Below are 22219 nucleotides of genomic sequence, written 5' to 3'. Positions count from 1 at the left end.
CGCTGTGCCGGTGCTCATCCTGCTGCCTCCGTCGGAGGGGAAGGCCGAGGCCGGCACCGGCCGGCGGCTGGACCCGTCCCGGCTGTCCCTGACCGAGCTGAACCCGGCCCGGGAGGCGGTCCTGTCCGCGCTCGTCGACCTGTGCGCCGGGCCGGACGAGACGGCGGCCCGGACCGCGCTGGGCCTCACCGAGGGGCAGCGCGGCGAGCTGCGGCGCAACGCCCGGCTGCGGGAGGCGGCGACCGCCCCGGCCGGGCGGCTCTACACCGGGGTGCTCTACGAGGCGCTCGGCCTGGACACGCTGCCCCCGGACGCGCAGCGCGCGGCCCGCCGCCAGGTGCTGATCAGCTCCGGCCTGTGGGGCGCGGTACGCCTCGCCGACCGGATCCCGCCGTACCGCTGCCCGATCGGGGCGCGGCTGCCGGGGCTCGGGGCGCTGTCGGCGTACTGGCGGGCGGCGCTCGGCCCGGTGCTGGAGCCGGCCGCCGGGCGCGGCCCGGTGCTGGACCTGCGCTCCGGCGCGTACGCGGCCACCTGGACGCCGCGCGGCGCGCTCGCCGAACGCACGGTGACCGTGCGGGTGCTGCACGAGCGGATCGTGGACGGCACGGCGGGCCGGTCGGTGGTGAGCCACTTCAACAAGGCGACGAAGGGCCGGCTGGTGCGGGATCTGCTGCTCGCCGGTGCCCGGCCGCGTACCGCCGACGCGCTGGTGGGGGCGCTGCGGGAGCTGAAGTACACGGTCGAGGAGGCGCCCCGGGCGACCGGCCGGCCCCGGCAGGTCGACCTGGTGGTCACCGACCTCTGAGTCGCGGGCTTCGCGCAATTTTTGCTCAAGGCTCGGGCGCAGCGGTTCCCGGCCCGGCGCTCGGCGGCAACGGTAGAGGCACCCCGATCCTGACCGAGGAGCCGCGCCGATGCTCACCACGCTGCTCGACCACTCGCGCCCGTCGCCGCCGCTGGACTGGCTGACCCTGACCGACGCCTTCGAGATCGCCTGCATGCTGCGCTGCACGCCGCCGCCGGCCGCCGACGCGCGCCGCGTCGGCTCCGGACCGCACCGGGGCGGGATCGCCGAGTTCAACCGCGAGGACGCGGCGCAGCGGATGCGGCAACTGCTGGGCCGCCTCGACGTGCCGGTGGAGCACGAGCTGACCACCGGTGGCCTGCGCCGCCGTTACGAGCTGCACCGGCTGTCGGTGCCGCCGCAGCACCGGGCGGCGTACGCGAATCTGCTGAGCGTGGGCTGGCGGCAGGGCCGCCGGGAGCTGCTCGCCGGGCCGTTCCCGGGCGCGTCGTCGGCACGGCGGCTGTGGCGGCCCCGGCTGGCGGCGGCGGCCTGGCGGGCGGCGCTGCTGGCGGGTGGCCGGCACGTCCGTCGGCACTGCCTCGGCATCCGGCTCGCCGACCGGGACCTGGCGGCGGTGCTGGTACGCGGTGCGGCGCTGCTGGACGTGCCGGCGGCGCTGCGGCCGGGTTCGGGCTGTTTCCTCGTGGTGGTGCCCAACGGCGAGTACCGGGAGCGGATCACCGAGAGCGCGGAGCTGGCCCCGGCGAGCTGACGCGCCCGGCCCGGGCCGGCGCGGCGATCCCTGCACGGCGGTGTCCTGCACCGCGTGGGCTTGCGCCGCGGCGGGTGCACGGCGCAGAGTGCAGCCCGTGAGCCGACACTGGCCTGTGCGCACCGCCGCCCCGCTCGTGCTGGTGCTGCTGCTCGTCGCCGGGCTGTCCGGGTGCCGGGACGAGCCGTCCGAGCCGACCCGCATCCGCATCGCCACGGGCAGTCCGACCGCCGTCTACCACGCCTTCGGCCAGTCGCTCGCGGCGCTGCTCAACCGCGAGGTGCAAGGGGTACGGGCCGAGGTGGTGGTCACCGCCGCCTCGGCGCAGAACGTCCGGCTGGTCGGCGCCGGGGAGGCGGAGCTGGGCTTCACCCAGGCCGACGTGCTGCCGCCGCGCGAGCCCGAGCATCCGTCGGTGCTGGCGGTGGCCCGGGTGTACGACGACCTGCTGCACCTGGTCACCCGCGCGGGCGGGCCGATCCGCACGCTCGGTGACCTGCGCGGGCAGCGGGTGTCGGTAGGCGCCGACGGCTCCGGCACGGAGATCACCGCCACCCGTCTGCTGGCGGTGGCCCAGCTCGGCGGCGACCGGGTACGTCAGGAACACCTGGGACTGGACGAGTCGGTGGCGGCCCTGTGGGAGGGGCGGATCGACGCGTTCTTCTTCTCCGGCGGGCTGCCCGTGCGCGGCGTCGCCGAGCTGGCCCGGCGGACCTCGCTGCGGATCGTGGACCTGGGCGACTGGACCGAGCCGCTGCGCCGGGCGTACGGGCAGGTCTACGTGACCCGGGACGTGCCGCGCTCGGTGTACCGGGCCGACCCGGTCAGCACGGTGGCGAACCCGAACTACCTGATCGTCCGCGCCGACCTGCCCGCCGCGCTGGTGCGGGAGGTGACCCGGCTGCTGATGGACCGCAGGCAGGAGCTGGCCGCCGCGCATCCGGCGGCGGGTCGGATGAGTCCCCGGTCGGCGATCGTCACCACCCCACTGCCGCTGCATCCGGGCGCGGCGCAGTGGTATCGCGCCGCGAAGCCCTGACGCCGGGTCAGCGCCGGATGGCCTCGTCGTCGTGCGCCGGGAACCACAGCTCGGCGACCAGGCCCCGGGGCTCACCCTGGCGCATGGTGAGCCGGCCGTCGGAGGCGTCCACGAGCACCGCCGCGATGGTCAGCCCGAGGCCCGCCCCGTCCACGTTCTGCACGTCCGGCGCCCGCCAGAAACGCTCGGTGGCCTGGTCGAGCTGACTCGCCGTCATGCCCGGGCCGGTGTCGCCGACGGTCAGCACCGTCCCGCCGCCGGCGGCGCGTACGGTCACCGTCACCTCTCCCCCGCTGCCGCTGAACTTCACCGCGTTGTCGATCAGGGCGTCGAGCGCCTGGTCGATGGCGGTCGGCACGGTCCGGGCGTGCACCGGCGCGTCCTCGGCGTCAAGGCGGAGCGTGATCTCACGGTGCCGGGCCAGCGGCAGCCAGGCAGTCACCCGGGACGCGGCGGCGGCGGTGGCGTCCACAGTCACCCGCTGGTTCTCCTCCCGCTCGGCACGGGCCAGGGTGAGCAGCGCGTCGAGCACCGTGGCGAGCCGGTCGGTCTCCTCCAGCGCCAGCCGGTGCTCGGCGCGCCCGTCCGGGTCGGTGAGGCTGGGACCGAGTTCCTCCACCCGCAGCCGCAGCGCGGTGAGCGGGTTGCGGAGCTGGTGGCTGGCGTGCGCGACGAAGGCGCGTTGCCGGTCCATCACGTCGGAGACCGCGTCGGCCATGTCGTTGAAGCTGGTCGCCAGCCGGCGCAGCTCGGGCGGGCCGAGCCGGGCGCGGACCCGCGCGGCGCGGCGGCCCTCGGCGATCTCGTGCGTCACCGCGTCCAGCTCGGTTACCGGGCGCAGCACCCAGCCGGCCAGCCCGAACGCGGTCGAGACGCAGGCCAGCACCGCCAGCAGGCCGATGCCGGCGAGCAGCAGCCACCACACGGTGACGGTGCGGCGCACCTCGTCCGCCGGGCTGGTCGTGACCACGGCGCCGAGCACCTCGCCGCCGTCGTTGATCGGCACGGCCGTCACCACCGGCCCGCCGACCCAGGGCCAGACCGATTCCGGGCCGCTGAACTGCTGTCCGGACAGCGCGGTGTCGAGCGCCGGGCCGGCGCCCGCGCCCGGCTCCCAGCCGGACGAGGCCACCACGGTACGGCGTTCCCGGTCCACCACCGCCGCGCCGATGCCGTAGAGCGCGTCGTAGGCGGCCAGTTCCCCGTCCAACGGGCCGGGACTGCCGCCCCGCAGCGCCGGCCCGGCCAGCGAGGCGAAGCGGGTGGCGTCGGCGAGGCGGTCGGCGCGTACCCGGTCGGTCTCCCGGGTCGCGAGCGTGGCCGCCAACGGGGTCTCCAGGGCGAGTAGGACCAGCACCATCAGCAGCAGATAGCTGATCACCAACCGGCGGCGCACGGGCCCCTCCTCAGGCGTCGCGAAGCCGGTAGCCGACCCCGCGCACGGTCTCCACGAGCGTCGGGTCGCCGAGCTTCCCGCGCAGCGACCCGACGTGCACCTCCACGGTGTGCCGGTCGGCCCAGGTGGTGCCCCACACGTCGAGCAGGATCCGCTCGCGCGGCACCGCCACCCCCGGCTGGCGGGCCAGGGACAACAGGATGTCGAACTCCTTGCGGGTGAGGGTGACGTCCCGGCCGGCCACGTTCACCGTCCGGCCGCCCACGTCGATGCGGACCGCGCCGGCCTCGATCAGGTTGCGCTGCGGCGCGGTGTGCGCGGCCCGGCGCAGCACCGCCTCGATCCGCGCCTGCAACTCCACCATCGAGAACGGCTTGACCACGTAGTCGTCGGCGCCCAGCCGCAGCCCGAGCACCCGGTCGCGTTCCTCACCGCGCGCGGTGACCGCGATGATGCCGAGCCGGCTGCTGCGCCGGCGCAGCTCGCGGCACAGGTCGGTGCCGTCGCCGTCGGGCAGGCCCAGGTCGAGCAGCACCAGGTCGCAGGGGGCGGCGGAGAGCGCGGCGGCCACCGTCGCGGCGTGTTCCACCTGGTAGCCGCGCCGGGTCAGCGCGGACGACAACGCCGCGGCGACCCGGCGGTCGTCCTCGACCAGGAGGATGCGCACCCGTGCCTCCCCTCCGTTCGACGTTTTGCCCTGCGAATGGTGGCAGACGCGCCGCGCGGGCGCGAGGCCGCTCTAGGCTGCTGCCGTGATCTACAAGATTCTCGCCGACGACGAGTGGGCGCAGGCGCGGGCGGACGGGCGGTTCGCCGGCACCGCGATGGACCGGCAGGACGGCTACGTCCACCTCTCCGCCGCCGGCCAGGTGGTGGAGACCGCGCGCAGGTTCTTCGCCGGGGTCACCGGCCTGACGGTGCTCGCCGTCGACGAGGACCGGCTCGGTGACGCGCTGCGCTGGGAGCCGTCCCGCGGCGGGGCGCTGTTCCCGCACCTGTACGCGGCCCTGCCGGTGGACGCGGTGGTCGCCGCGCATCCGCTCCCGGCCGACCGGCCCGCCGCCGAAGCGGTGGCCGAACTGCTCGGGTGAGCGCTCGTTATGCTGCGTCGAGCCCGCCCGACGGCGCGACGCGCCCTGGCATGATGCGAGTTGAGATGACTGACAGCAACGACCGGTCCGCCTCCGTCTTCGTCCACCCGACGGCCGACGTGGAGTCCGGCGCCCAGGTCGGCGACGGCACCAAGGTCTGGCACCTGGCGCACATCCGGTCCAGCGCCCAGGTCGGTGCCGGCTGCGTGATCGGCCGCAACGTCTACGTCGACGCGGGCGTCACAGTCGGCGACTCGGTGAAGATCCAGAACAACGTCTCGGTCTACCAGGGCGTGACCATCGAGGACGAGGTGTTCGTGGGCCCCTGCGCGGTGTTCACCAACGACTTCCGCCCGCGCGCCCAGAACCCGGACTGGACGATCACCCCGACACTCGTCCGCCGGGGCGCGTCGATCGGCGCGAACGCCACGCTCGTGTGCGGCATCGAGGTCGGCGAGTACGCGATGATCGCCGCCGGGTCGGTGGTGACCCGCGACGTCAAGCCGTACCAGCTGGTGGCCGGCAACCCGGCCCGCCCGAAGGGATGGGTCGACGCCAAGGGCGAGGTCGTCTCCCGCGACGTCGACAACCCGCCGCACCAGGGCTGAGCAGACGAGAAGGGGCGACGACCGCGCCGGTCGTCGCCCCTTTCCGGTACGCCTCAGCCGCAGAGCCGGCCGATCTCGTCCCGGAACCGGTCCATCGGGTTCGACCCGGCCGGGCCGAGCAGGTACTCCTTCAGGTCCCGCCGCGCCCCGGTCATCGGGTCGTCCCCGGCCCGGGTCACGTCGAGGATCTTCGTCAGCTCGCCGCAGTCCGCCGCGAGCAGGTACGCCGCCCGCGCGGTCGGGAACTGCCGCCGGAACTCGTCCTCGGGCAGACCGGCCGGATTGGCCACCACGTACGGGCGCTCGCTCTGCACGAAGTCGGAGACCACGCTTGACACGTCACTGACCAGCAGGTCGGTGACGTTGAAGCAGTCGAACAGCCCCGGCGTGCGGCCGGTGACCACCAGGTGCGCGGCGCCGTCCAGCGAGGACGGATCGGTCTCGCCGCCGGCCGCCTTGATCTGGGCCACGATCCGCTCGTGCACGGCGCGGGCCCTGGGCGAGCGCGTCCCGGTCAACGGGTGCGGCTTGTAGATCACCCGCACGTCCCCGGCGGCCAGCAGACCGGACACGATCCGCTCCCCCATCAGCACGAGCGACGTGTGGTACGGGTCGCCGTCGAGCCAGCCCTCCCAGGTCGGCGCGTACAGCACCGTGAAACGGTGGCCGGCGTCGCCGGAGCCGAACGTGTGCACCCCGGCGAGCTGCGGCCGGCCGACCTCCACGATGTCGCGGTCGAGCACGCCGACGTCGGCCCGGGCGTACCGTTCCCGCCCGGCCGGCCCGGCCACCCAGACCTCGTCGTACACCTTGCTGTACGGGTTCACGCTCGCCTGCTTGTCGCTGTCGCCGTGGCCGACGAAGACGTGCTTCACGCCCGGCTCCCGCAGCAGGTGGATGTTGGCGCCGACGTTGGCGGCGTACAGCGCCACGCGCAGCGAGCCGAGGTCCAGGTTCATGAAGTCCACGCCGGCCGGCACGCAGATCACCGGCAGCCGGGTGTCGGCGAGCTGCTCGAACGCGTCCGCGGCGCGCAGCAGCACGACCGCGCGACGGCCGGTCGCCTCCACCGGCGCGAGCCACATGTTGGCCTGGTAGACGTCCTTGGCCGGGCCGGCGAAGTACAGCGCCACCTCGGGCCGTTCCCGGGCCATCCAGTCGTGCACGGCGGGCAGCACACCCGGGGCCCTGCCCCGGCCGCGCAGCGCGGTCAGCGTCAGCACCGCGGCGATGACCAGACCGGCGGCGAGCGTGACCAGGCCGGTGACCACCACGGGGGCGACCCGGTCCAGCGCGGCGGCCACCACCGCGGCCGGCACCAGCAGCACGTTGAGCAGCGGCATGCGCAGCCCGGCCAGCCCTTGCGCCCAGGCCGGCGGCACCGGAACCCGCCGCAGCGCGCCGAGGTCGATGTTGCGGGTGTACGCCGGGGGGTCGACCCGGCCGTCGATCACCTTGGTCAGCGCGCCTGTGGCGACGGCAACGGTCCACAGCGCGGCGGGCAGCAGCAGGACAGCGACGGTGCCGGCCACGCCGGGGCGCACCACGGCGATCACCAGCAGGGCCACCGACAGGTCACGCACCAGTCGCCGGAAGGTCGCGCCGAGACCGGCCTTGTCGAGCAGCGTGGCGGTCCCGGTGTGCCGCCCGGCCAGGGCCAGTTCACCGGCGACGGCGACCACCGCGGCCACCGCGTACGGGACCACCAGGCCGAGGACTCCGGCGAGGACCATGACCGCGTAGCCGAGGAGCGTCGCGCCGACCGCGGCGAGACCCTGCTGGCTTCGTACTCTGCTGAACAACGACACTCCCTGTCCGCCGCACCGATGTCGGTGCGAGTCGATCTCCGACGGCTGCGACCTTAAACGGGTCGCGTGACACAAGTATTGCCGGGGTGTCCGGCAGGTGAACGCCGGACGGCGTCACCCCGGCCTCGGCACGCGACGGGCCCCGGCCGTCCCAGACGACCGGGGCCCGTGGAGCCGGTGGATTCAGCCCCCGATGACCACCCGGCGCACGCCGGTCCAGCGCGCCGGGTCGGTGACCCGGCGGCCGTCGACGAGCACTGTCACGCCCGGCAGGTCGGCCGGGGCGAGGGTGCGGTACTCCGCGTGGTCGGCCTGGATGACAGCGGCGCCGACCGGCTCGCCGTCGTAGCCGGGCAGGCCGTGCGCGACCAGCTCCTCGTTCGTGTACATCGGGTCCGAGACGTACGGCACCGCGCCCCGGCGGCGCAGCGCCTCCACGGTCGGGAAGACGCCGGAGAACGCGGTCTCCTTGACGCCACCGCGGTAGGCGGCGCCCAGCACCAGCACGCCCACCCCGGTCAGGTCGCCGTAGGCGGCGGCGAGCAGGTCGACCGCGTACTCCGGCATGGCCGCGTTGGCCTCGCGGGCGGAGCGGACCACCGTGGCGGCCGGGTCGTTCCACAGGTACATCCGCGGGTAGATCGGGATGCAGTGACCGCCGACCGCGATGCCCGGCGAGTGGATGTGGCTGTACGGCTGCGTGTTGCACGCCTCGATGACCTTGGTGACGTCCACGCCGACGGTGTCGGCGAAGCGGGCGAACTGGTTCGCCAGGCCGATGTTCACGTCCCGGTAGGTCGTCTCGGCGAGCTTGGCCAGCTCGGACGCCTCGGCCGAGCCGAGGTCCCACACGCCGTTGGGGCGGTCCAGGTCGGGGCGCTCGTCGAAGTCGAGCACCGCCTCGTAGAACCGCACGCCGTACGCGGCCGACGCCTCGTCGATGCCACCGACCAGCTTCGGGTAGCGGCGCAGGTCGGCGAAGACCCGGCCGGTGAGCACCCGCTCCGGGCTGAACACCAGGTGGAAGTCGGTGCCGGCGGTCAGGCCGGAGCCCTCGGCGAGCATCGACGCCCACCGGTCACGGGTGGTGCCGACCGGCAGCGTGGTCTCGTAGCTGACCAGCGTGCCCGGCTTCAGCCCACGGGCGATCGACCGCGTGGCGTCGTCCATCCAGCCGAAGTCCGGCACACCCTCGGCGTCCACGAACAGCGGCACGACCACGACGACGGCCTCCGACTCGGCGACCGCGGCGGCGGTGTCGGTGGTGGCCGACAGCAGGCCGGCGGCCACCGTCTCCTTGAGCTTGACGTCCAGGTCGGCCTCACCCGGGAAGGGCACGGCACCGTCGTTTACCAGCTGGACGACCCGCTCGGAGACGTCGGCGCCGATCACCCGGTGCCCCTTGGACGCGAACTGCACGGCCAGCGGCAGACCGATCTTGCCGAGCGCGACGACGCAGATGTTCATGAACTACTTTCCTCCAGAGGGCCAGATTCGGCGCAGGCGGGCAAGGAACCGACCGGGGGTCACCGGCGTGATCGCGACGATCACCTGGCCCTTGTGGTTCGTGGTGGGTGTGACGAGATGCCAGCGGACACCGCGCCGGGCCACCAGCCGGGGTGCGGCGACGGGGCGGTCGGTGCGCAACGGCGCCGAACCCGTCCCGCCCAGGGCGGAGACCTCGGCGCGTACGATACGACGCTCGCCTGTCCCCGCGACGACCGCCAGCAACCGGTCCACCGCGAAGTCCGTCCGTACGACGGTACCGGTGCCGGAGGACTCGACCGACGTGACACCCGCCAGGTCGCCCACACCGACCCGCAGCGCCTCCGCGCGCAGCTCGGCCAGCTCGGCCCAGCGGCTGCGCGCGGTGACCACCAGGGCTCGTGCCCCGGCGGCGTCGCGTCCCCAGGCCAGCCCGGTCGCGGTCAGCTTGGCCAGTATCGCGGCGGCCCGCCCGGTGACGTCGTACCAGTCGTCCGGGTAGCCGAACGCCGGGTCGCGGAAGCCGACGTGGCCGGCGTACCAGCGGTCGCCGTCGACGACCACCCCGGGCAGCGACCGGTCGGACTGCTGGCCGATGAGCGTGCACAGCGCGTCCAGGTCGCCGTCCCGCGCCACCGCCACCCGCAGCCGCTCCTCGGACGCCATCCGGGCGGTCACCCCGTCGGTCAGGTACGCCTCGGCCAGCTTGCGAATCCGGTCGTGGACGTGCCGCTGCACGTCCGGGGAGAGGGCGAGGAACTCCGCGCGGAGCAGCTTCGCCACCTCCCAGGTGAAGTGGCGCACCAGCACCGCGTCCCGCCGCGGGCCGGGCTCGATCAGCCCGGCGACGAACCCGACGAGCTCCTCGGCGCAGCGCAACCGCTCTTCGAAGCGGCTGGCGTACGTGATGTTCTGGGCGTTGTCCCGCTTGACCGCGTAGTAGTACTCGTAGTCGCCGAGGACCGACACCTTCTTCGCCCGGAAGCACGCCTCCAGCGTGAACGGCTGGTCGCTGCCCATCGGCATGTCCGTGCGGAACCGCAGGCCGTACCGCTCGATCAGCTCCCGCCGGAACAGCTTCGTGTTGGACAACGACCACGGCAGGTCACTGTCGAACAGGTCGAGCCGCTCCTGCGTGGTGGCGTAGACGGCCTGGTGCACGTAGCGCTTGTTGGTGCCGACCATCCGGCCCAGCACCACGTCGGAGTCCCACCGGTCGGCGGCTTCGACGAGACGCTCCAGCGCCTCCGGGCCGAGGTGGTCGTCCGAGCCGATGAAGAAGACGTACCGGCCGCGGGCGTGGTCGAGCGCCAGGTTGCTCGGCGCCGCCGGGCCGCCGGAGTTGGCCTGGTGCAGCACCCGGACCGTGTCCGGGTAACGCTTGGCGTAGCGGTCCAGTTCGGCGCCGCTGCCGTCGGTGGAGCCGTCGTCGACGGCGACGACCTCCAGCCGGTCCCGGCCGATCGTCTGCCCGACGAGCGAGTCGAGGCAGGCGGTCAGGTACGGCATGGTGTTGTAGACGGCGACCACCACCGTCACGTCCGGCCCGGTCACGCGCTCACCTCCACCTGTGCCGGCTCCACCGGGGCGTGCGCCGGCGGCGTCGGCCGGGGCGGCGCGTCGGGCAGCAGCCCGGAGTAGACCTCGTCGAGGACCCGCGCCTGCGCCTCCCAGGTCCAGCCGGCCAGCAGGCCCGGCCGGTCGTACGCGGCACGGTACCGCTGCGGGTCGGCGAGCACCGCGGTCACCGCGCGGACGAAGTCGGCCACGTCCTCGGCGCGGAACACCTCGCCCTGACCGGTCTCCCGGACAGTCTCGGCCATGGTGCGCACGTCGGAGACGACCAGTGGCAGGCGGGCGTGTGAATACTCGAAGAACTTGGTGATCAGCGCGATCTCGTGGTTCGGCCAGTGCTGGATCGGGATGACGCCGACCTGCGCGCCGCCGAGGTACCGGACCACCTGGTGGTGCGGCACGTACGGCAGCACGTGCACCCGGTCCGCCACGCCCAGCTCACCAGCCCGGGTGACCAGGCCCCTGACGTACGCCGAGTCGGGCTTGTTGACCACGAACGCGACGTGCGCGCCGGGCAGCCGGGGCAGCGCCTCGACCATCACCCCGAGACCGCGCTTGGCGGCGGCCACCCCGCTGTAGACCAGCAGCGGCTCGTCCGGCCCGAGCCCGCAGCGGGCGCGGATGTCCGGCGCCGGGTCGGCCGGATCCGGCGGCAGCTCGCCGACCGCCGGGGCGTTGAGCACGACCGCCGGTCGTTCGGCCAGCCCGTGCTCGGTGCGCAGCAGGTCGGCCAGGCCGCCGGAGACGGTCATGGTGGCGTTGGCATACGGCACGTACTCCCGCTCGTGCGCCACGTTGCCGGGCAGCCAGCGGGCGTTGTCGCGCCACGGCTGCACGCCGGGGAGGTATTCGTGGGCGTCCCACAGCAGCGCGATCCGCCGGCCCTTCGCGGCGGCCCGGACCTTCGCGCGGGCGCCGACGCCGAGCATCCGGAAGTCGTTGGCGTGGATCAGGTCCGGCGCCAGCTCGTCGACCACCGGGCCGTAGGCCAGCTCGTAGTCCCACAGGCCCGGTTCCAGGCGCCGCCACGCGCCGTCGCCGCGCAGCCTGCGCCAGAACAGCGTGTACGCGCGGTCCCAGGGGCCGTCCAGCTTGCGGCCCTTGCGGGCCCGGGTGAGCTGACGGTTGCGGAAACCGACCCACTTGCGGGTCAGGCCGGACAGCTTCTCCTCGGCGCGCAGCGCGGCCCAGGGCAGCCCGCCCGGCCGGCCCGCACCGGACTCCCGGGCGGCGACGGTGAGCGCCGCGCGGCGTACCGCCAGGTCCGCGCGCCAGGCCTTGACCGCCTGGGTACGGTGCGCCGCGATGCCGCTGGGCGGGTAGGCGAGCGGATGCCGCAGCCAGGCCCGGCGGAACTCGTGCCGGCGGCGGGACAGCGGTTCGGGCATCGGCACGAGGCGTACCTCGGCGGCACCGAGGCGCCAGGTCTGCGGGCTGCCGACCGGCGCGCGGCCGAGCAGCACGACGTCCCAGCCGGCGTCGGCGGCGGAGCGGGCCGCCTTCTGCACCCGGGAGTCACCGATGACCCCGTTGTCCACCAGCATCACGACCCGTCCCCGGGTGCCCGCCGCTGCGGTCGTGCCGTCAGATCCCATTCCTGCCCGTTTCGTCGTCGCCAGCACCGCGCCCGCGGACCCGAGCGAGTCTACGACAGCGGATCGGGCCCGGACGCCCGCCGCCGCCGGTGCCCCCCGACCTGCTGTGACTGTTGCTACCCTCCACCCTGTTCAACGACCGGCGCCCGCTCCGGGTCGTTCGCCGGGTCGCCGGCCGCGCCACGCGGGCCTTCGGCCAACCGCAGCTCAGCGCGAACGGGACCGCACAATGGACGTGGTGACCACCGAGGAACCCAGCCGGCCCGCACCGGCCCCGCTGTCCGGGCCGGCCACAGCCGACCGCGCCCGGCCCGGCCCCGTCCGGCGGCTACGCGACGCCGCCCGGGACGCGGCGCCCGCGCTGGCGGTGTACGCGGTGATCCGGCTGATCGGCGTGGTCGTCGTCTACCTGTGGGCCCGCAGCGTCGGCATGTCCCCCGTCGAGCAACTCACCCGGGCCGACGGCAACTGGTACCTCGGGATCGCGCAGCACGGCTACGACGGGTACGACAAGACCCAGAGCAACATGGCGTTCTTCCCGCTCTACCCGGGCCTGACCGCGGCCCTGGAGCGGCTCTCCCCGTTCAGCCCGCGCGAGTCGGCGCTGGTCGTGGGGTGGCTGGCCGCGCTGGCCGCCGCCTGGGGTCTGTACGCCATCGGCAGGCACCTGCACGACAGGCGCACCGGCATCCTTCTCGCCGCGCTCTGGGGCGCCGTGCCGCATGCCGTCGTGGAGTCGATGGGCTACAGCGAGGCCCTGTTCACCGCGCTGGCCGCCTGGTCGCTGTACGCGCTGCTGCGCCGGCACTGGGTGACCGCCGGTGTGGTGTGCCTCTTCGCCGGCCTGACCCGGCCCACCGCCTCGTCGCTGATCCCGGTGGTGGGGCTGGCCGCGCTGCTGGCGGTCGTCAGGCGGCGCGATGGCTGGCGGCCGTGGGCGGCGCTGCTGCTCGCCCCGGCCGGCTGGCTGGGCTACCTGGCCTGGGTGGGTACCCGGACCGGCCGCCTGGACGGCTGGTTCCACATCCAGTCCGCCGGGTGGGGGACGACGTTCGACTTCGGCGTCTACACCGTCGACCGGGGTCAGCAGGCGCTGGTGCAGGTGGCCGCGCTGCCGCTGCTGGTGGTCACCGTGGTGGCGCTGCTGTCGATCATGTTCTTCGCGTTGAGCGTGATCGACCGGCAGCCGTGGCAGCTGCTGCTCTACAGCGGCCTGCTGCTCGTCACCACGCTCGGCGCGGCCGGCTACTACCACTCCAAGGCGCGGTTCCTGCTGCCGGCGTTCCCGCTGCTGCTGCCGGCCGCCGTGGGCCTGGCCCGGGCCGGATGGGCCCGGGCCGGCACGGTGCTGGCCACGCTCGTGGCGTTCTCCGCCTACTTCGGCGGCTACCTGCTGCTGATCTGGACGAAGTCGCCGTGACCGGTCAGCGGGTGAACGGCCGGACGTCCCACACCCAGACGTCCTCGACCCGCTCCCCCGGGCCGTAGAACGCGTCCAGCACGGTCTTCAGGTCGTCGTGGCGGCGGGCACCGCGGTCGGGCAGCACCACGGCGTCGGCCTTCCAGTAGCGGACATCGGCGCGCGCCTGGTCGACGTCGGCCTGGCCGACGGTGGTGTCCCGCTCGCGGAGCGAGACGGCGGTGAGCAGCTTCGCCGTGGGCTGCGGATCGACGCCCCAGCGGCCGGTGTTGTCGGTGGCGGAGACCGGTGCGAGGAAGTAGCCCTCGGGGACGGCGAAGCCGGCCACCGCTGCGGAACTCCAGTACAGCGACGTCATTCCGTTCACCGGCACGGGCACCAGCGTGCGGCCGGGCGCCACGTGGTCACGCCAGGTGCCGGCGGTGACGAAGTCCGGAACCGGGGTGCGGCCCTTGGCGTCCAGCGGCATCGGCAGGATCGGCAGCAGCGCGGCGGCCACCGCTACAGCCCCGACGCGGGCGGCCAGCCGGCCGGACGGTTCGGTGCGGCGGGCGGCGAGCCGGTCACCGGCGACCGCCAGCAGCACGCCGAGCGCCACCGTGGTGATCAGCGCGAACCGGGACACCACCACGGAGTCGAACACGGGCAGGTCCTGCACCAGGGCGAACGGCGCGGGGACGTCGGTGCGCCGGGTGCCGACGGTCCAGGTGGTGCCGATGGAGAACAGCGCCGACACCAGGCCGACGGCCCCGAGCACCCGGACCGTGGTCTCCCGGCGCAGCCACCAGAGCACCCCCGCCGCGAGCACCACCAGGGACCAACCGTAGAAGCTGGCCTGCTCGGTGGTGTTCGGCGCCCAGCCGATCGCGCTGGTCGGGCCGCCGGCGATCGACTTGGTGGCGAACTCGACGAACGAGCCGAGCTTGAGGGCGTAGAGGTCCGGGGTACCGGGGTGGCCGACCCGGTGCTGCGGGCCGGCGAACTGCATCCACAGCGGGTACGCCGCCGCCGCCGACACGAGCACGGCGGTGATCGCCAGGCCGGACAGCAGCGGGCGCAGCCGGCGTACCGCGTCGCGGGGCCGGAAGGCGAGGTAGGCCAGGACCAGCATCAGGCAGCCGAGCGCGGTCAGGAAGAGGATCTCCAGGCTGATGAAGAACTGGGCCACCACCAGCCCGCCCAGGATCAGGCCGTCGCGGACCACCCGCTCGCCGCGGGACAGCGCGACCACCCGCCAGACGATGAACGGCACCAGCCACTGCGCGGTGATGTGCGGGTGGCCGTTGCTGTGCGAGATCAGCGCGGGCGCGAAGGCGCAGAACAGTCCGCCGACGAACGCGGCGGCCCGGGAGTCGACCACGTGCCGGGACAGTACGTGGTACCAGGCGTACCCGGTGCCGGCCAGGTTCAGGGTGATGAACAGCAGATAGGAGAAGGAGGCGCCGAAGAGCAGCGTGACCGGGGTGAGCACCAGGCCGGGCAGCTGCATCCCGACGTTCGTCATCAGGTTCACGCCGGCCGGGGCGTTCTGGAGCGTGGTGAAGAACGGGTTCTCCAGGTTGGTGACCGCGTGCGCCGCGTACGCCAGCATCCACTCGTTGAAGCCCTGGTCGTTCGGGCGGCTGCCGAGCAGCCGGCCGTCGTGGTCGCGCCAGCCCCGGGCGGTGACCCAGAACGCTCCGGCGAGGCAGACCAGCGCCACCAGCGCGTCGGCCCGCCGCCACCGGCCGCGGCGCCGCTTTTCGGTCGCCGTGTCCGGCTCCGGCTGCTCCGCTGCCGCAGTCGTCGTCGGGTTCGGGGTGGACGACCCCGGATCGGACGAGTCGTCGGCCGCGGAACCGTCGCCGCCGGTGGGGGCGGGCTCACGGTCTCGGGTATCGGGCGCAGGCGCGGTCATGGCGTAGGAGTCTACGAAAGCGGAGGCCGCGGTCGAGGACCGGCCGAGACGGCGTGTTCACATCGGGGCGGGACCGCCGTGATCCGAAGCACGGCGCACCCGCGGGCCGCCGGGCGGCGGCAGGTCCGGCGCGCGCAACGGCGTTATTGTAGTGTCCGCAGGCGCTCCGGCGGTCGTTCTGCGGCCACCGGCACAGCAGGTACCGCGTCCGGCCGAGCCGTCCAGGCCGCGACGCGGCATCTCCCCACCTCCCCAGGATCGGAATCGATGAACAACGGGCGAACTCTCTGGGACTCGTTGAAACTCCCCCGGCCGCGACGGTCCGGGTCCCGGCCGCACATGGTCTACCTCGCGATCGGCTTCCCACCGGCGGCCAAGAGCTGCGCCTACCGCATGCGGGAGACCGCCAACCAGTTCGCCGCCGCGGGCTGGGACGTGACCGCGGTCACCATCGCGGACGAGGCCTGGGAACGGGAGTACGGACTCGACCACACCCTTTCCCAGGGGGTGGATCCCAGCGTGCGCGTGGTGAAGCTGCCGCTGTTCCGGGACGACCTCGAGACCGACATCCGCACGTTCACCGAGCAGCGCGCCCTGGCGCACAAGGACTACCTGGCCGACCTGCGCAAGCAGAACCTGAAGGTCTTCCCCGAGCCGGTCTTCGGCGGCTGGCGTCCGGCGCTGGAGAAGGCCCTGCTCCGGATCCACCGGGAGCGGCACGTCGACCTGTTGGTGACCACCTGCGCGCCGTACGTCAACCTGTCCGCGACCTGGAAGCTGTGGGAGACGCACCAGGTGCCGTACGTGGTTGACTTCCGCGACGGCTGGTCGGTCGACGTGATCAACAACGGTGAGGCGTTCACCCGGGAGTCGGTCTCCGGGCAGTGGGAGATCAAGCTGCTCACCAACGCCGTCGCGATCTGGAACGTCAACGAGCCGATCTCCCGCTGGTACCGCGAGCGCTACCCGGAGCTGGCGCACAAGATGCGCATCGTGCGTAACGGCTACGACGCGGCGAGCATCCCGGCCCAGGTGCGCCCCGCCCCGCCGGACCGGCCGCTGACCTTCGGCTACCTCGGTGCGCTGAACCTTCCCGTACCGCTGCTGAGCGCCGTGCTGGAGGGCTGGCGCACGGCACGCGCCGAGGACCCGGCGCTGGCCGACGCCCGCTTCGAGGTGCGGGGACACATCGGTGCCGCCTGGGCGCGCGGCGACAACGCGCACGCGGAGCTGCTCAGGGCCGCCGCCGTCGACGGCGTGCTGGTCGGCGGCTCGGTGCCCAAGGCGGAGGTGGTCGACCTCTACTCCCGCTGGGACGCGGTGGTGCTGATGGTGACCGGCGGCCGGTACATGACCTCCGGCAAGGTCTACGAGTACATGGCGACCGGCCTGCCGGTGGTCTCCGCCCACGAGGCCGACCACGACGCTTCCACGGTGCTGTCCACCTATCCACTCTGGACCGGCGCGGTCGGGCTGGACCCGGCCGAGCTGGCCGGCGCCTTCCGGCGGGCCGCCGCGATGGCCCGTACCGCCGACGCGGCCGAGCGGGAGAAGGCCCGCGCCGAGGCGCGGCAGTATGCCCGCGAGGAGCAGCTCATCCCCGCCGTCCGGGAGGTGACCGAGCTGGTGCTGGGCGCCGGCGGTCCGACCGGCACCCCACAGCCCTCCCCCGCCGGCGCGCGCGTCCTGGCCCGAGAAGGTAGGTCATGATCGAGGTCCTGATGGTTATGGGCACCGTCCCCGGACGGGTGGCGGTCCTGACCGACGCGCTCCAGCAGTTCCGCGACAGGGGCGTCACCGTACGGGTGGCCACCACCTTCGACCCGGTGGAGAAGATCCCGGCGGCGACCGAACTGGCCGAGGTGCACCTGCTGCCCACCGCCACCGAGCTGGGCCCCCGCTTCGGCCGGGCGGTCAAGCGGGCGGCCCCGGCCCGGCGCCCGTGGCTGCGCGCCCAGCGCGACCCGTGGGTACGCCGGCACGCCAAGCAGGCCGACGTCCTGGTCGCGCTCGACGCGCAGGCCCTGCACACCATCTGGCAGCTCGCCCAGCGCTACCGGCGGGCCGACGCCGTCTACGGCATCGCCCCGGCGCTGCGGGCGGTGGAGAAGCGGTCCGCCGACCCGGCGCGCTACCGCCGCCCCCGGCTGAACACCGTCGGCCCGGCCCCGACCGTGCTGGCGAGCGCCACCCGCAACCAGACCGTCGACCTGGCCAAGCGGATGTTCGAGATGAGCACCGGCAAGCGGGCCATGAAGCTCGGCCCGGTGCGCTGGTTCTGGCAGTCCGCCGTCACGGCGCCCGGCCTCCCGGATCGGCACCGCGGCAAGATCGCCCGGCGGGTCACCGGCAACATGCTCAAGACCGGGCACGGCGCCAGCGCGAAGCGGCTGGCGCTGGCGGCGCAGGGCCGGCTGAAGAGCCCGGCGACCAAGGGGCAGCTCCTCGGCCCGATCGTGGACGCGGAACTCAGCCAGGGCAAGGTGCCCGAGCATCTGATGACAGTGGTTCGGGGCCAGCTCAAGCTGGCCGACGGTTACCTGAAGAAGCGCAACCCGGGCAAGGCCGCCCCGCACGTGCTGCGCGCGTTCAACCTGATGTTCCACCGGATCGTGCAGTTCGACCGCACCACCTCGCCGCTGGCCGAGGATCCGGAGAAGTTCCTCGCGCCGCTGCACAGCAGCGAGGCCGGCCGGGCGATGGCGACGCCGCGCGGGCGGCAGAGCCCGGCGGCGTTCCCGCCCGCCGGCCGGCCGCACCGGATGCTCTTCTTCACCGGACTGAACGACAACTTCCTCGGGCCGATCCTGGAGCGCTACGAGGCCATGCCCGGGGTGGAGGTCCGCCGCCTGAACCTGATGGAGGAGTCGATCCTCCCGGTGCTCAGCAACGGCCGCACCAACGTGACGCTCCACATGCTCGCCGGCGCCTCCAAGCGGGCCGGGGAGGTCCAGGAGGCGTGGGGCCCCCACCTGGAGTGGGCGGACACGGTCTTCGTGGACTGGTGCAACCTCGGGGCCGCGATGCTGACGATGATCGACCCGGGCACCACCCGGGTGATCGTCCGCCTGCACAGCTTCGAGGCGTTCAGCTGGTGGCCGCACCTGACCGACTGGTCGCGTGTGGACGACGTGGTCTTCGTCTCCGAGCACCTGCGCGACCTGGCGCTGGCCGCGGTGCCGCGACTGCGCGCGCCGCAGGGCCCGCGGACCCACATGATCAGCAACGCGATGGACCTGCACCGGTACGTGGCGCCGAAGGTCTTTGCCGACAGCCGGTTCACGCTCGGGCTGGTCGGGTTGAGTTCGCTCGCGAAGGACCCGCGCTGGGCCCTGGCGGTGCTGCGGGAGCTGCGCCGGCACGACGAGCGGTACCGCCTCAAGCTGGTCGGCGACGACCTCAACCCGGAGCTCAGCCCGGCGATCGGGGCCTACGTCCGGGAACTCGACGCCGAGCTGGCCGAGCTGGAGCCGTCCGGCGCGGTGGTGCGGACCGGCCGTACCGAGGACGTCCCCGGTGCGCTCGCCGACGTCGGGGTCATCCTCAGCACCTCGCTGCGGGAGAGCTTCCACTGTGCGCTCGTCGAGGGCGCGGCCAGCGGCGCGGTACCGGTCGTGCGCGACTGGCCGTTCTTCGCCGGCCGCCCGCACAGCGCCCGGAGTCTGTTCCCGAGCGACTGGGTGGTGGGTACGCCACAGGAGGCCGCCGAGCGGATCCTGGCCCTCACCGCCACCGAGGAGGTCTGGCGTGAGGCGGGCCGGGCCGCGGCGTCGCACGTGCTGAGCACCTGGGACTGGTCGGTGACGCAGAAGGACTTCGACCGGCTGCTGCTGGAGCCGCCGGCCGCGTCCGCCTGACCGCCGTTGACATGTTCGGCCGGCTCCCCTTCGCGGGGAGCCGGCCGAACCGTTCCGTGCCGGGAGTCAGCGCGCGGTGGCCGCGTACTCCCGCTCGTCGCCGGGACGCCGGGACGCCGGAAGACGCGCCCCACTCCCGGCGGGCGTGCCCAGCAGCGAGCCGTACACCTCGTCGAGGATCCGCGCCTGAGCCTCCCAGGTCCAACCCTCCAGCAGGCCGGGCTTGTCGTAGGCGGTCCGGTAGCGCTCCGGGTCGGCGAGCACGGCCCGGACGGCCCGGACGTAGTCGGCCAGATCCTCGGCGGTGAACACCTCACCCTGCCCGGTGGCCCGCGCGGTCTGCGCCATGGTCTTGACGTCGCTGACCACGATGGGCAGCCGGGCGTGCGAGTACTCCAGGAACTTCGTGATCAGCGCCAGCTCGTGGTTGGGCTTGTGGTGGATCGGGATGACCCCGGCGTCCGCGCCGGACAGGAACGGCACCACCTGCCAGTGCGCCACGTACGGCAGCAGGTGCACGCGGTCCGCGACGCCGAGTTCGGCGGCGCGCTCCCGCAGCGCCTCGGAAAAATGGTTGTCGCCGTTGGGGTTCATGGTCACGAACGCGACGTGCACGTCGGGCAGCTCCGGCAGCGCCTCCACCATGATCTGGCAGCCCCGGCTCGGGTTCACCGCACCGGAGTAGACGAGCACCGGCGTACGGTCGTCGACGCCGCACAGCGCCCGCAGGTCCGGCACGTCGCCGTCGGCCTCGGCCGGCGGCACCATCGGCGCGTTGAGCACCACGGCCGGCCGGTCGGGCAGGCGGTGGGTCTCCTGGAGCAGGTCGGCGAGGGTGTCGGAGACGGTCACCACGGCGTCTGGGTAGGCGGCGTACTCGGCCGTGTAGGCGATCTGGGCCGGCAGCCAGCGCGGGTTGTCGGCCCGGCCGGTGACGCCGCCGACGAACTCGTGGGCGTCCCAGACCAGCTTGGTCCGCCGGCCGGCGGCCCGGGCCCGCAGCGTCGCCCGCACACCGATGCCGAGCATCCGGAAGTCGTTGGCGTGGATGATGTCCGGCTCGAGCTCGTCGAGGGTCTTCCGGAAGGCCAGTTCGAAGTCCCACAGGCCCGGGTCCAGCCGGCGCCAGGCGCGGTCGCCCAGCAGCCCCTGCCAGAACCGCACGGGCAGGCGGCTGAACAGCGCCTCCGGGTCGGTCTGCGCCTTGCGCAGCCGGCGGGTCTCGCCGCTGCGGAACCGTACCCAGCGGGCGAGCGCGGTGGCGGCGGCGCGGGACGGCAGCTGGGCCGCCCGTCCCACGGCGGCCGGCACCCCGCCGCCCAGCGCCTGGGCGCGGACGCGGCGCTCGTACAGATCGGCCTGCCAGGCCTTGATCTCCTGGACCCGGTACGCGGCCTTGGTGGTGGACGCGTACGCCAGCGGCCGGCGCAGCGACCGGCTGTACTCCCGGGGCAGCCGGTGCAGCGGCTTGGGCACCCGCAGCAGCCGCACCTCGGCGCCGCCGATGCGCCAGGTGTCCACGTCGGAGCGGGCGTTGCGGATGCCGAGGAGGAAGACCTCCCAGCCGGAGTCGGCGGCCGAGCGCGCTGCCTTCTGCACCCGGGAGTCGCCGTGGACGCCGTTGTCGACCAGCATCACCACCCGGCCCCGGGTCGGTCGGCCATCGCTGTTAGCGCCAGCTTGCATCGGGTGTTTCTCCTCGTCGACGGTGCTTGTGTGAGTGGTGGGTGGGTCACCGGAGGAAGGTGTCGAAGACCTCGGCGGTGCGTCGCCCGTCGTGGTGGTCACGGACGTGGCGGGTGCCCTCCGCGGCCAGGGCGGCAGCGGCGGATCTGTCGTCGAGCAGCGACTCGATGGTCTTGACGAGCGTGCCGGGGGTGGCGTCGGCGATCGGCGGCCGGACCCCGGCGACCCGGTGCGGCCCCTCGCTCAGGTATGCCACCACGACCCGGCCGGCGGCCATCCCCTCGCAGGACAAGGTGCCGAAGCAGGTCGGGCGTGGTCACGAAGAACGGTAGTCCGCTCTCCTCGGCGGTGCGCCGGTTCCGCTCGGCCACCGCGGTGAGCCGCTCGCGCAGCTCCTCCGGCGCGTCCCGGAACGCGGACTCCGCGTGCCGCTCCAGGTGGGCACCGGGATGGCGGATCTCGCTGCCGTGTGCCAGCAGCGCGACCTTGACCCGGGCCCGGCGCAGCGCGGGCAGGTCCGCGGCGATGTCGTCGCCGTTGGCGCGGCCGAGGACCGGGCGGAACGCGTCCACGATCAGGTGCGTGTACCAGCCGAGCACCCGCGCGGCCTGTTGCATCTGCACGTCGAGCCGGTGCTCGCCGGGGAAGTGCAGGTAGTGGTCGGCCGGGTAGCGGTAGGTGGCCGGCGGCTTGGCCACGACCAGCTCGATGCCGACGTCCGCCCGCGCCGCGCTGATCGCCACGGCGAGGGCGGAGAGCTGCCCGGCGCAGTTCGCCGTGCCCAGTCCCAGCCGGACCGGCCCGGCGCCGAGCGCGCGCCACCGGCCCGGTGTGCCGGCCTCGACCGGCGCGACCGGCGGCTCCTGCTCCGGCGACACCTCGTCGCCGCCGCGCTGGCGGGCCCGCTCCACCGCCTGGGCGAAGGAGGGCAGCGAGCCGGGCGCGAAGAGATCGCCGCCGCCGTGCCGGGCGAGGTGCTCGCGCGCCACCCGACTGTCGGCGGCGACCACCCGCAGCACGCCGTCCAGCGCCCGGTCGCCGGTGATCCCGCCGGCGTGCACCAGCAGCGGTGTGCCGGCGGGAAGTTCGCACAGTTCGCGTACCGAAGGGGTCTGCCAGGGCCGCGCGCCGGCGGCAGCCCGGCGGAGCGCGATGCGCCACCGCCGGGGAATCCGCCGTCGCACCGCGGAGACCGTCCGC

At 74.0% G+C, this 22219-nt stretch carries 17 protein-coding genes; 8 read left to right on the top strand and 9 right to left on the bottom strand.

The genetic code is table 11. From position 1 onward, the window contains the following. The first annotated feature begins 4 nt into the window (after positions 1 to 4). The 3 genes from yaaA (at position 5) to C569_RS0105985 (ending at position 2601) form a co-directional block, all read left to right on the top strand. Entirely contained in the window at positions 5 to 808 is an 804-nt protein-coding gene (gene yaaA, locus C569_RS0105995) for a peroxide stress protein YaaA (RefSeq protein WP_081635913.1), read from the top strand. 109 nt (positions 809 to 917) lie between these two features. Next, positions 918 to 1562, top strand: a complete 645-nt coding sequence (locus C569_RS0105990; protein ID WP_018784886.1) for a hypothetical protein — start codon at positions 918 to 920, stop codon at positions 1560 to 1562. 88 nt (positions 1563 to 1650) lie between these two features. Beyond that, on the top strand, positions 1651 to 2601 hold the full coding sequence (locus C569_RS0105985; protein WP_026267757.1) for a TAXI family TRAP transporter solute-binding subunit: 951 nt from the start codon (positions 1651 to 1653) through the stop codon (positions 2599 to 2601). A gap of 7 nt (positions 2602 to 2608) precedes the next feature. On the opposite strand, the gene C569_RS0105980 is transcribed toward C569_RS0105985, so the two are convergent. Together C569_RS0105980 and C569_RS0105975 are read right to left on the bottom strand one after the other, a co-directional pair. Beyond that, on the bottom strand, positions 2609 to 3997 hold the full coding sequence (locus C569_RS0105980) for a HAMP domain-containing sensor histidine kinase (protein WP_018784884.1): 1389 nt from the start codon (positions 3995 to 3997) through the stop codon (positions 2609 to 2611). Between the two features lie 10 nt (positions 3998 to 4007). Beyond that, positions 4008 to 4664 carry a response regulator transcription factor gene (locus tag C569_RS0105975; protein WP_018784883.1) on the bottom strand — a complete coding sequence of 219 codons (657 nt, stop codon included), beginning with the start codon at positions 4662 to 4664 and terminating at the stop codon, positions 4008 to 4010. 85 nt (positions 4665 to 4749) lie between these two features. Here C569_RS0105975 and C569_RS0105970 point away from each other — a divergent pair, with 85 nt between their 5' ends. After that, on the top strand, positions 4750 to 5088 hold the full coding sequence (locus C569_RS0105970; protein WP_018784882.1) for a DUF952 domain-containing protein: 339 nt from the start codon (positions 4750 to 4752) through the stop codon (positions 5086 to 5088). Positions 5089 to 5153: 65 nt separating this feature from the next. After that, positions 5154 to 5696, top strand: coding sequence for an acyltransferase (locus C569_RS0105965; RefSeq protein WP_018784881.1), 543 nt, complete (start codon positions 5154 to 5156; stop codon positions 5694 to 5696). A 53-nt stretch (positions 5697 to 5749) separates the two neighbouring features. Here the strand turns inward: C569_RS0105965 and C569_RS0105960 are convergent, their stop codons facing one another. The 4 genes from C569_RS0105960 to C569_RS0105945 form a co-directional block, all read right to left on the bottom strand. Then, positions 5750 to 7498 (bottom strand): CDP-glycerol glycerophosphotransferase family protein, encoded by a 1749-nt coding sequence (locus C569_RS0105960; protein WP_026267756.1) that lies wholly within the window; start codon positions 7496 to 7498, stop codon positions 5750 to 5752. Between the two features lie 189 nt (positions 7499 to 7687). After that, positions 7688 to 8971 carry a nucleotide sugar dehydrogenase gene (locus C569_RS0105955; protein ID WP_018784879.1) on the bottom strand — a complete coding sequence of 428 codons (1284 nt, stop codon included), beginning with the start codon at positions 8969 to 8971 and terminating at the stop codon, positions 7688 to 7690. Positions 8972 to 8974: 3 nt separating this feature from the next. Next, complete coding sequence (locus C569_RS0105950) at positions 8975 to 10543, bottom strand: glycosyltransferase (protein WP_018784878.1); 1569 nt, start codon at positions 10541 to 10543, stop codon at positions 8975 to 8977. After that, entirely contained in the window at positions 10540 to 12159 is a 1620-nt protein-coding gene (locus C569_RS0105945) for a glycosyltransferase (protein ID WP_018784877.1), read from the bottom strand. Before C569_RS0105945 ends, C569_RS0105950 begins: the two co-directional genes overlap by 4 nt. Before the next feature lie 229 nt (positions 12160 to 12388). Between C569_RS0105945 and C569_RS0105940 the strand changes: the two genes are divergently transcribed. After that, the gene (locus C569_RS0105940) at positions 12389 to 13579 is read left to right on the top strand and encodes a glycosyltransferase family 39 protein (RefSeq protein WP_018784876.1); all 1191 of its coding nucleotides are present in this window, start codon (positions 12389 to 12391) and stop codon (positions 13577 to 13579) included. Between the two features lie 4 nt (positions 13580 to 13583). Here the strand turns inward: C569_RS0105940 and C569_RS0105935 are convergent, their stop codons facing one another. Beyond that, positions 13584 to 15476: a hypothetical protein gene (locus C569_RS0105935; RefSeq protein ID WP_018784875.1), complete on the bottom strand. Its 1893-nt coding sequence runs from the start codon at positions 15474 to 15476 to the stop codon at positions 13584 to 13586. A 267-nt stretch (positions 15477 to 15743) separates the two neighbouring features. Here C569_RS0105935 and C569_RS0105930 point away from each other — a divergent pair, with 267 nt between their 5' ends. Beyond that, entirely contained in the window at positions 15744 to 17186 is a 1443-nt protein-coding gene (locus C569_RS0105930) for a glycosyltransferase (protein ID WP_026267754.1), read from the top strand. Continuing rightward, the gene (locus C569_RS0105925; protein ID WP_018784873.1) at positions 17183 to 19333 is read left to right on the top strand and encodes a glycosyl transferase; all 2151 of its coding nucleotides are present in this window, start codon (positions 17183 to 17185) and stop codon (positions 19331 to 19333) included. The genes C569_RS0105930 and C569_RS0105925 overlap by 4 nt, the downstream gene beginning before the upstream one ends. A gap of 66 nt (positions 19334 to 19399) precedes the next feature. On the opposite strand, the gene C569_RS29870 is transcribed toward C569_RS0105925, so the two are convergent. Continuing rightward, positions 19400 to 21019, bottom strand: coding sequence for a glycosyltransferase family 4 protein (locus C569_RS29870; protein WP_051090450.1), 1620 nt, complete (start codon positions 21017 to 21019; stop codon positions 19400 to 19402). A gap of 98 nt (positions 21020 to 21117) precedes the next feature. Next, on the bottom strand, positions 21118 to 22203 hold the full coding sequence (locus tag C569_RS29865; RefSeq protein WP_231394728.1) for a hypothetical protein: 1086 nt from the start codon (positions 22201 to 22203) through the stop codon (positions 21118 to 21120). Between the last annotated feature and the right edge of the window lie 16 nt (positions 22204 to 22219).

This window comes from Micromonospora sp. CNB394, from assembly GCF_000374985.1.
GTDB lineage: Bacteria > Actinomycetota > Actinomycetes > Mycobacteriales > Micromonosporaceae > Micromonospora > Micromonospora marina.
The sequence above is the reverse complement of the archived record's forward strand: the minus strand, read 5'-3'. Positions and strand labels throughout refer to the sequence as shown.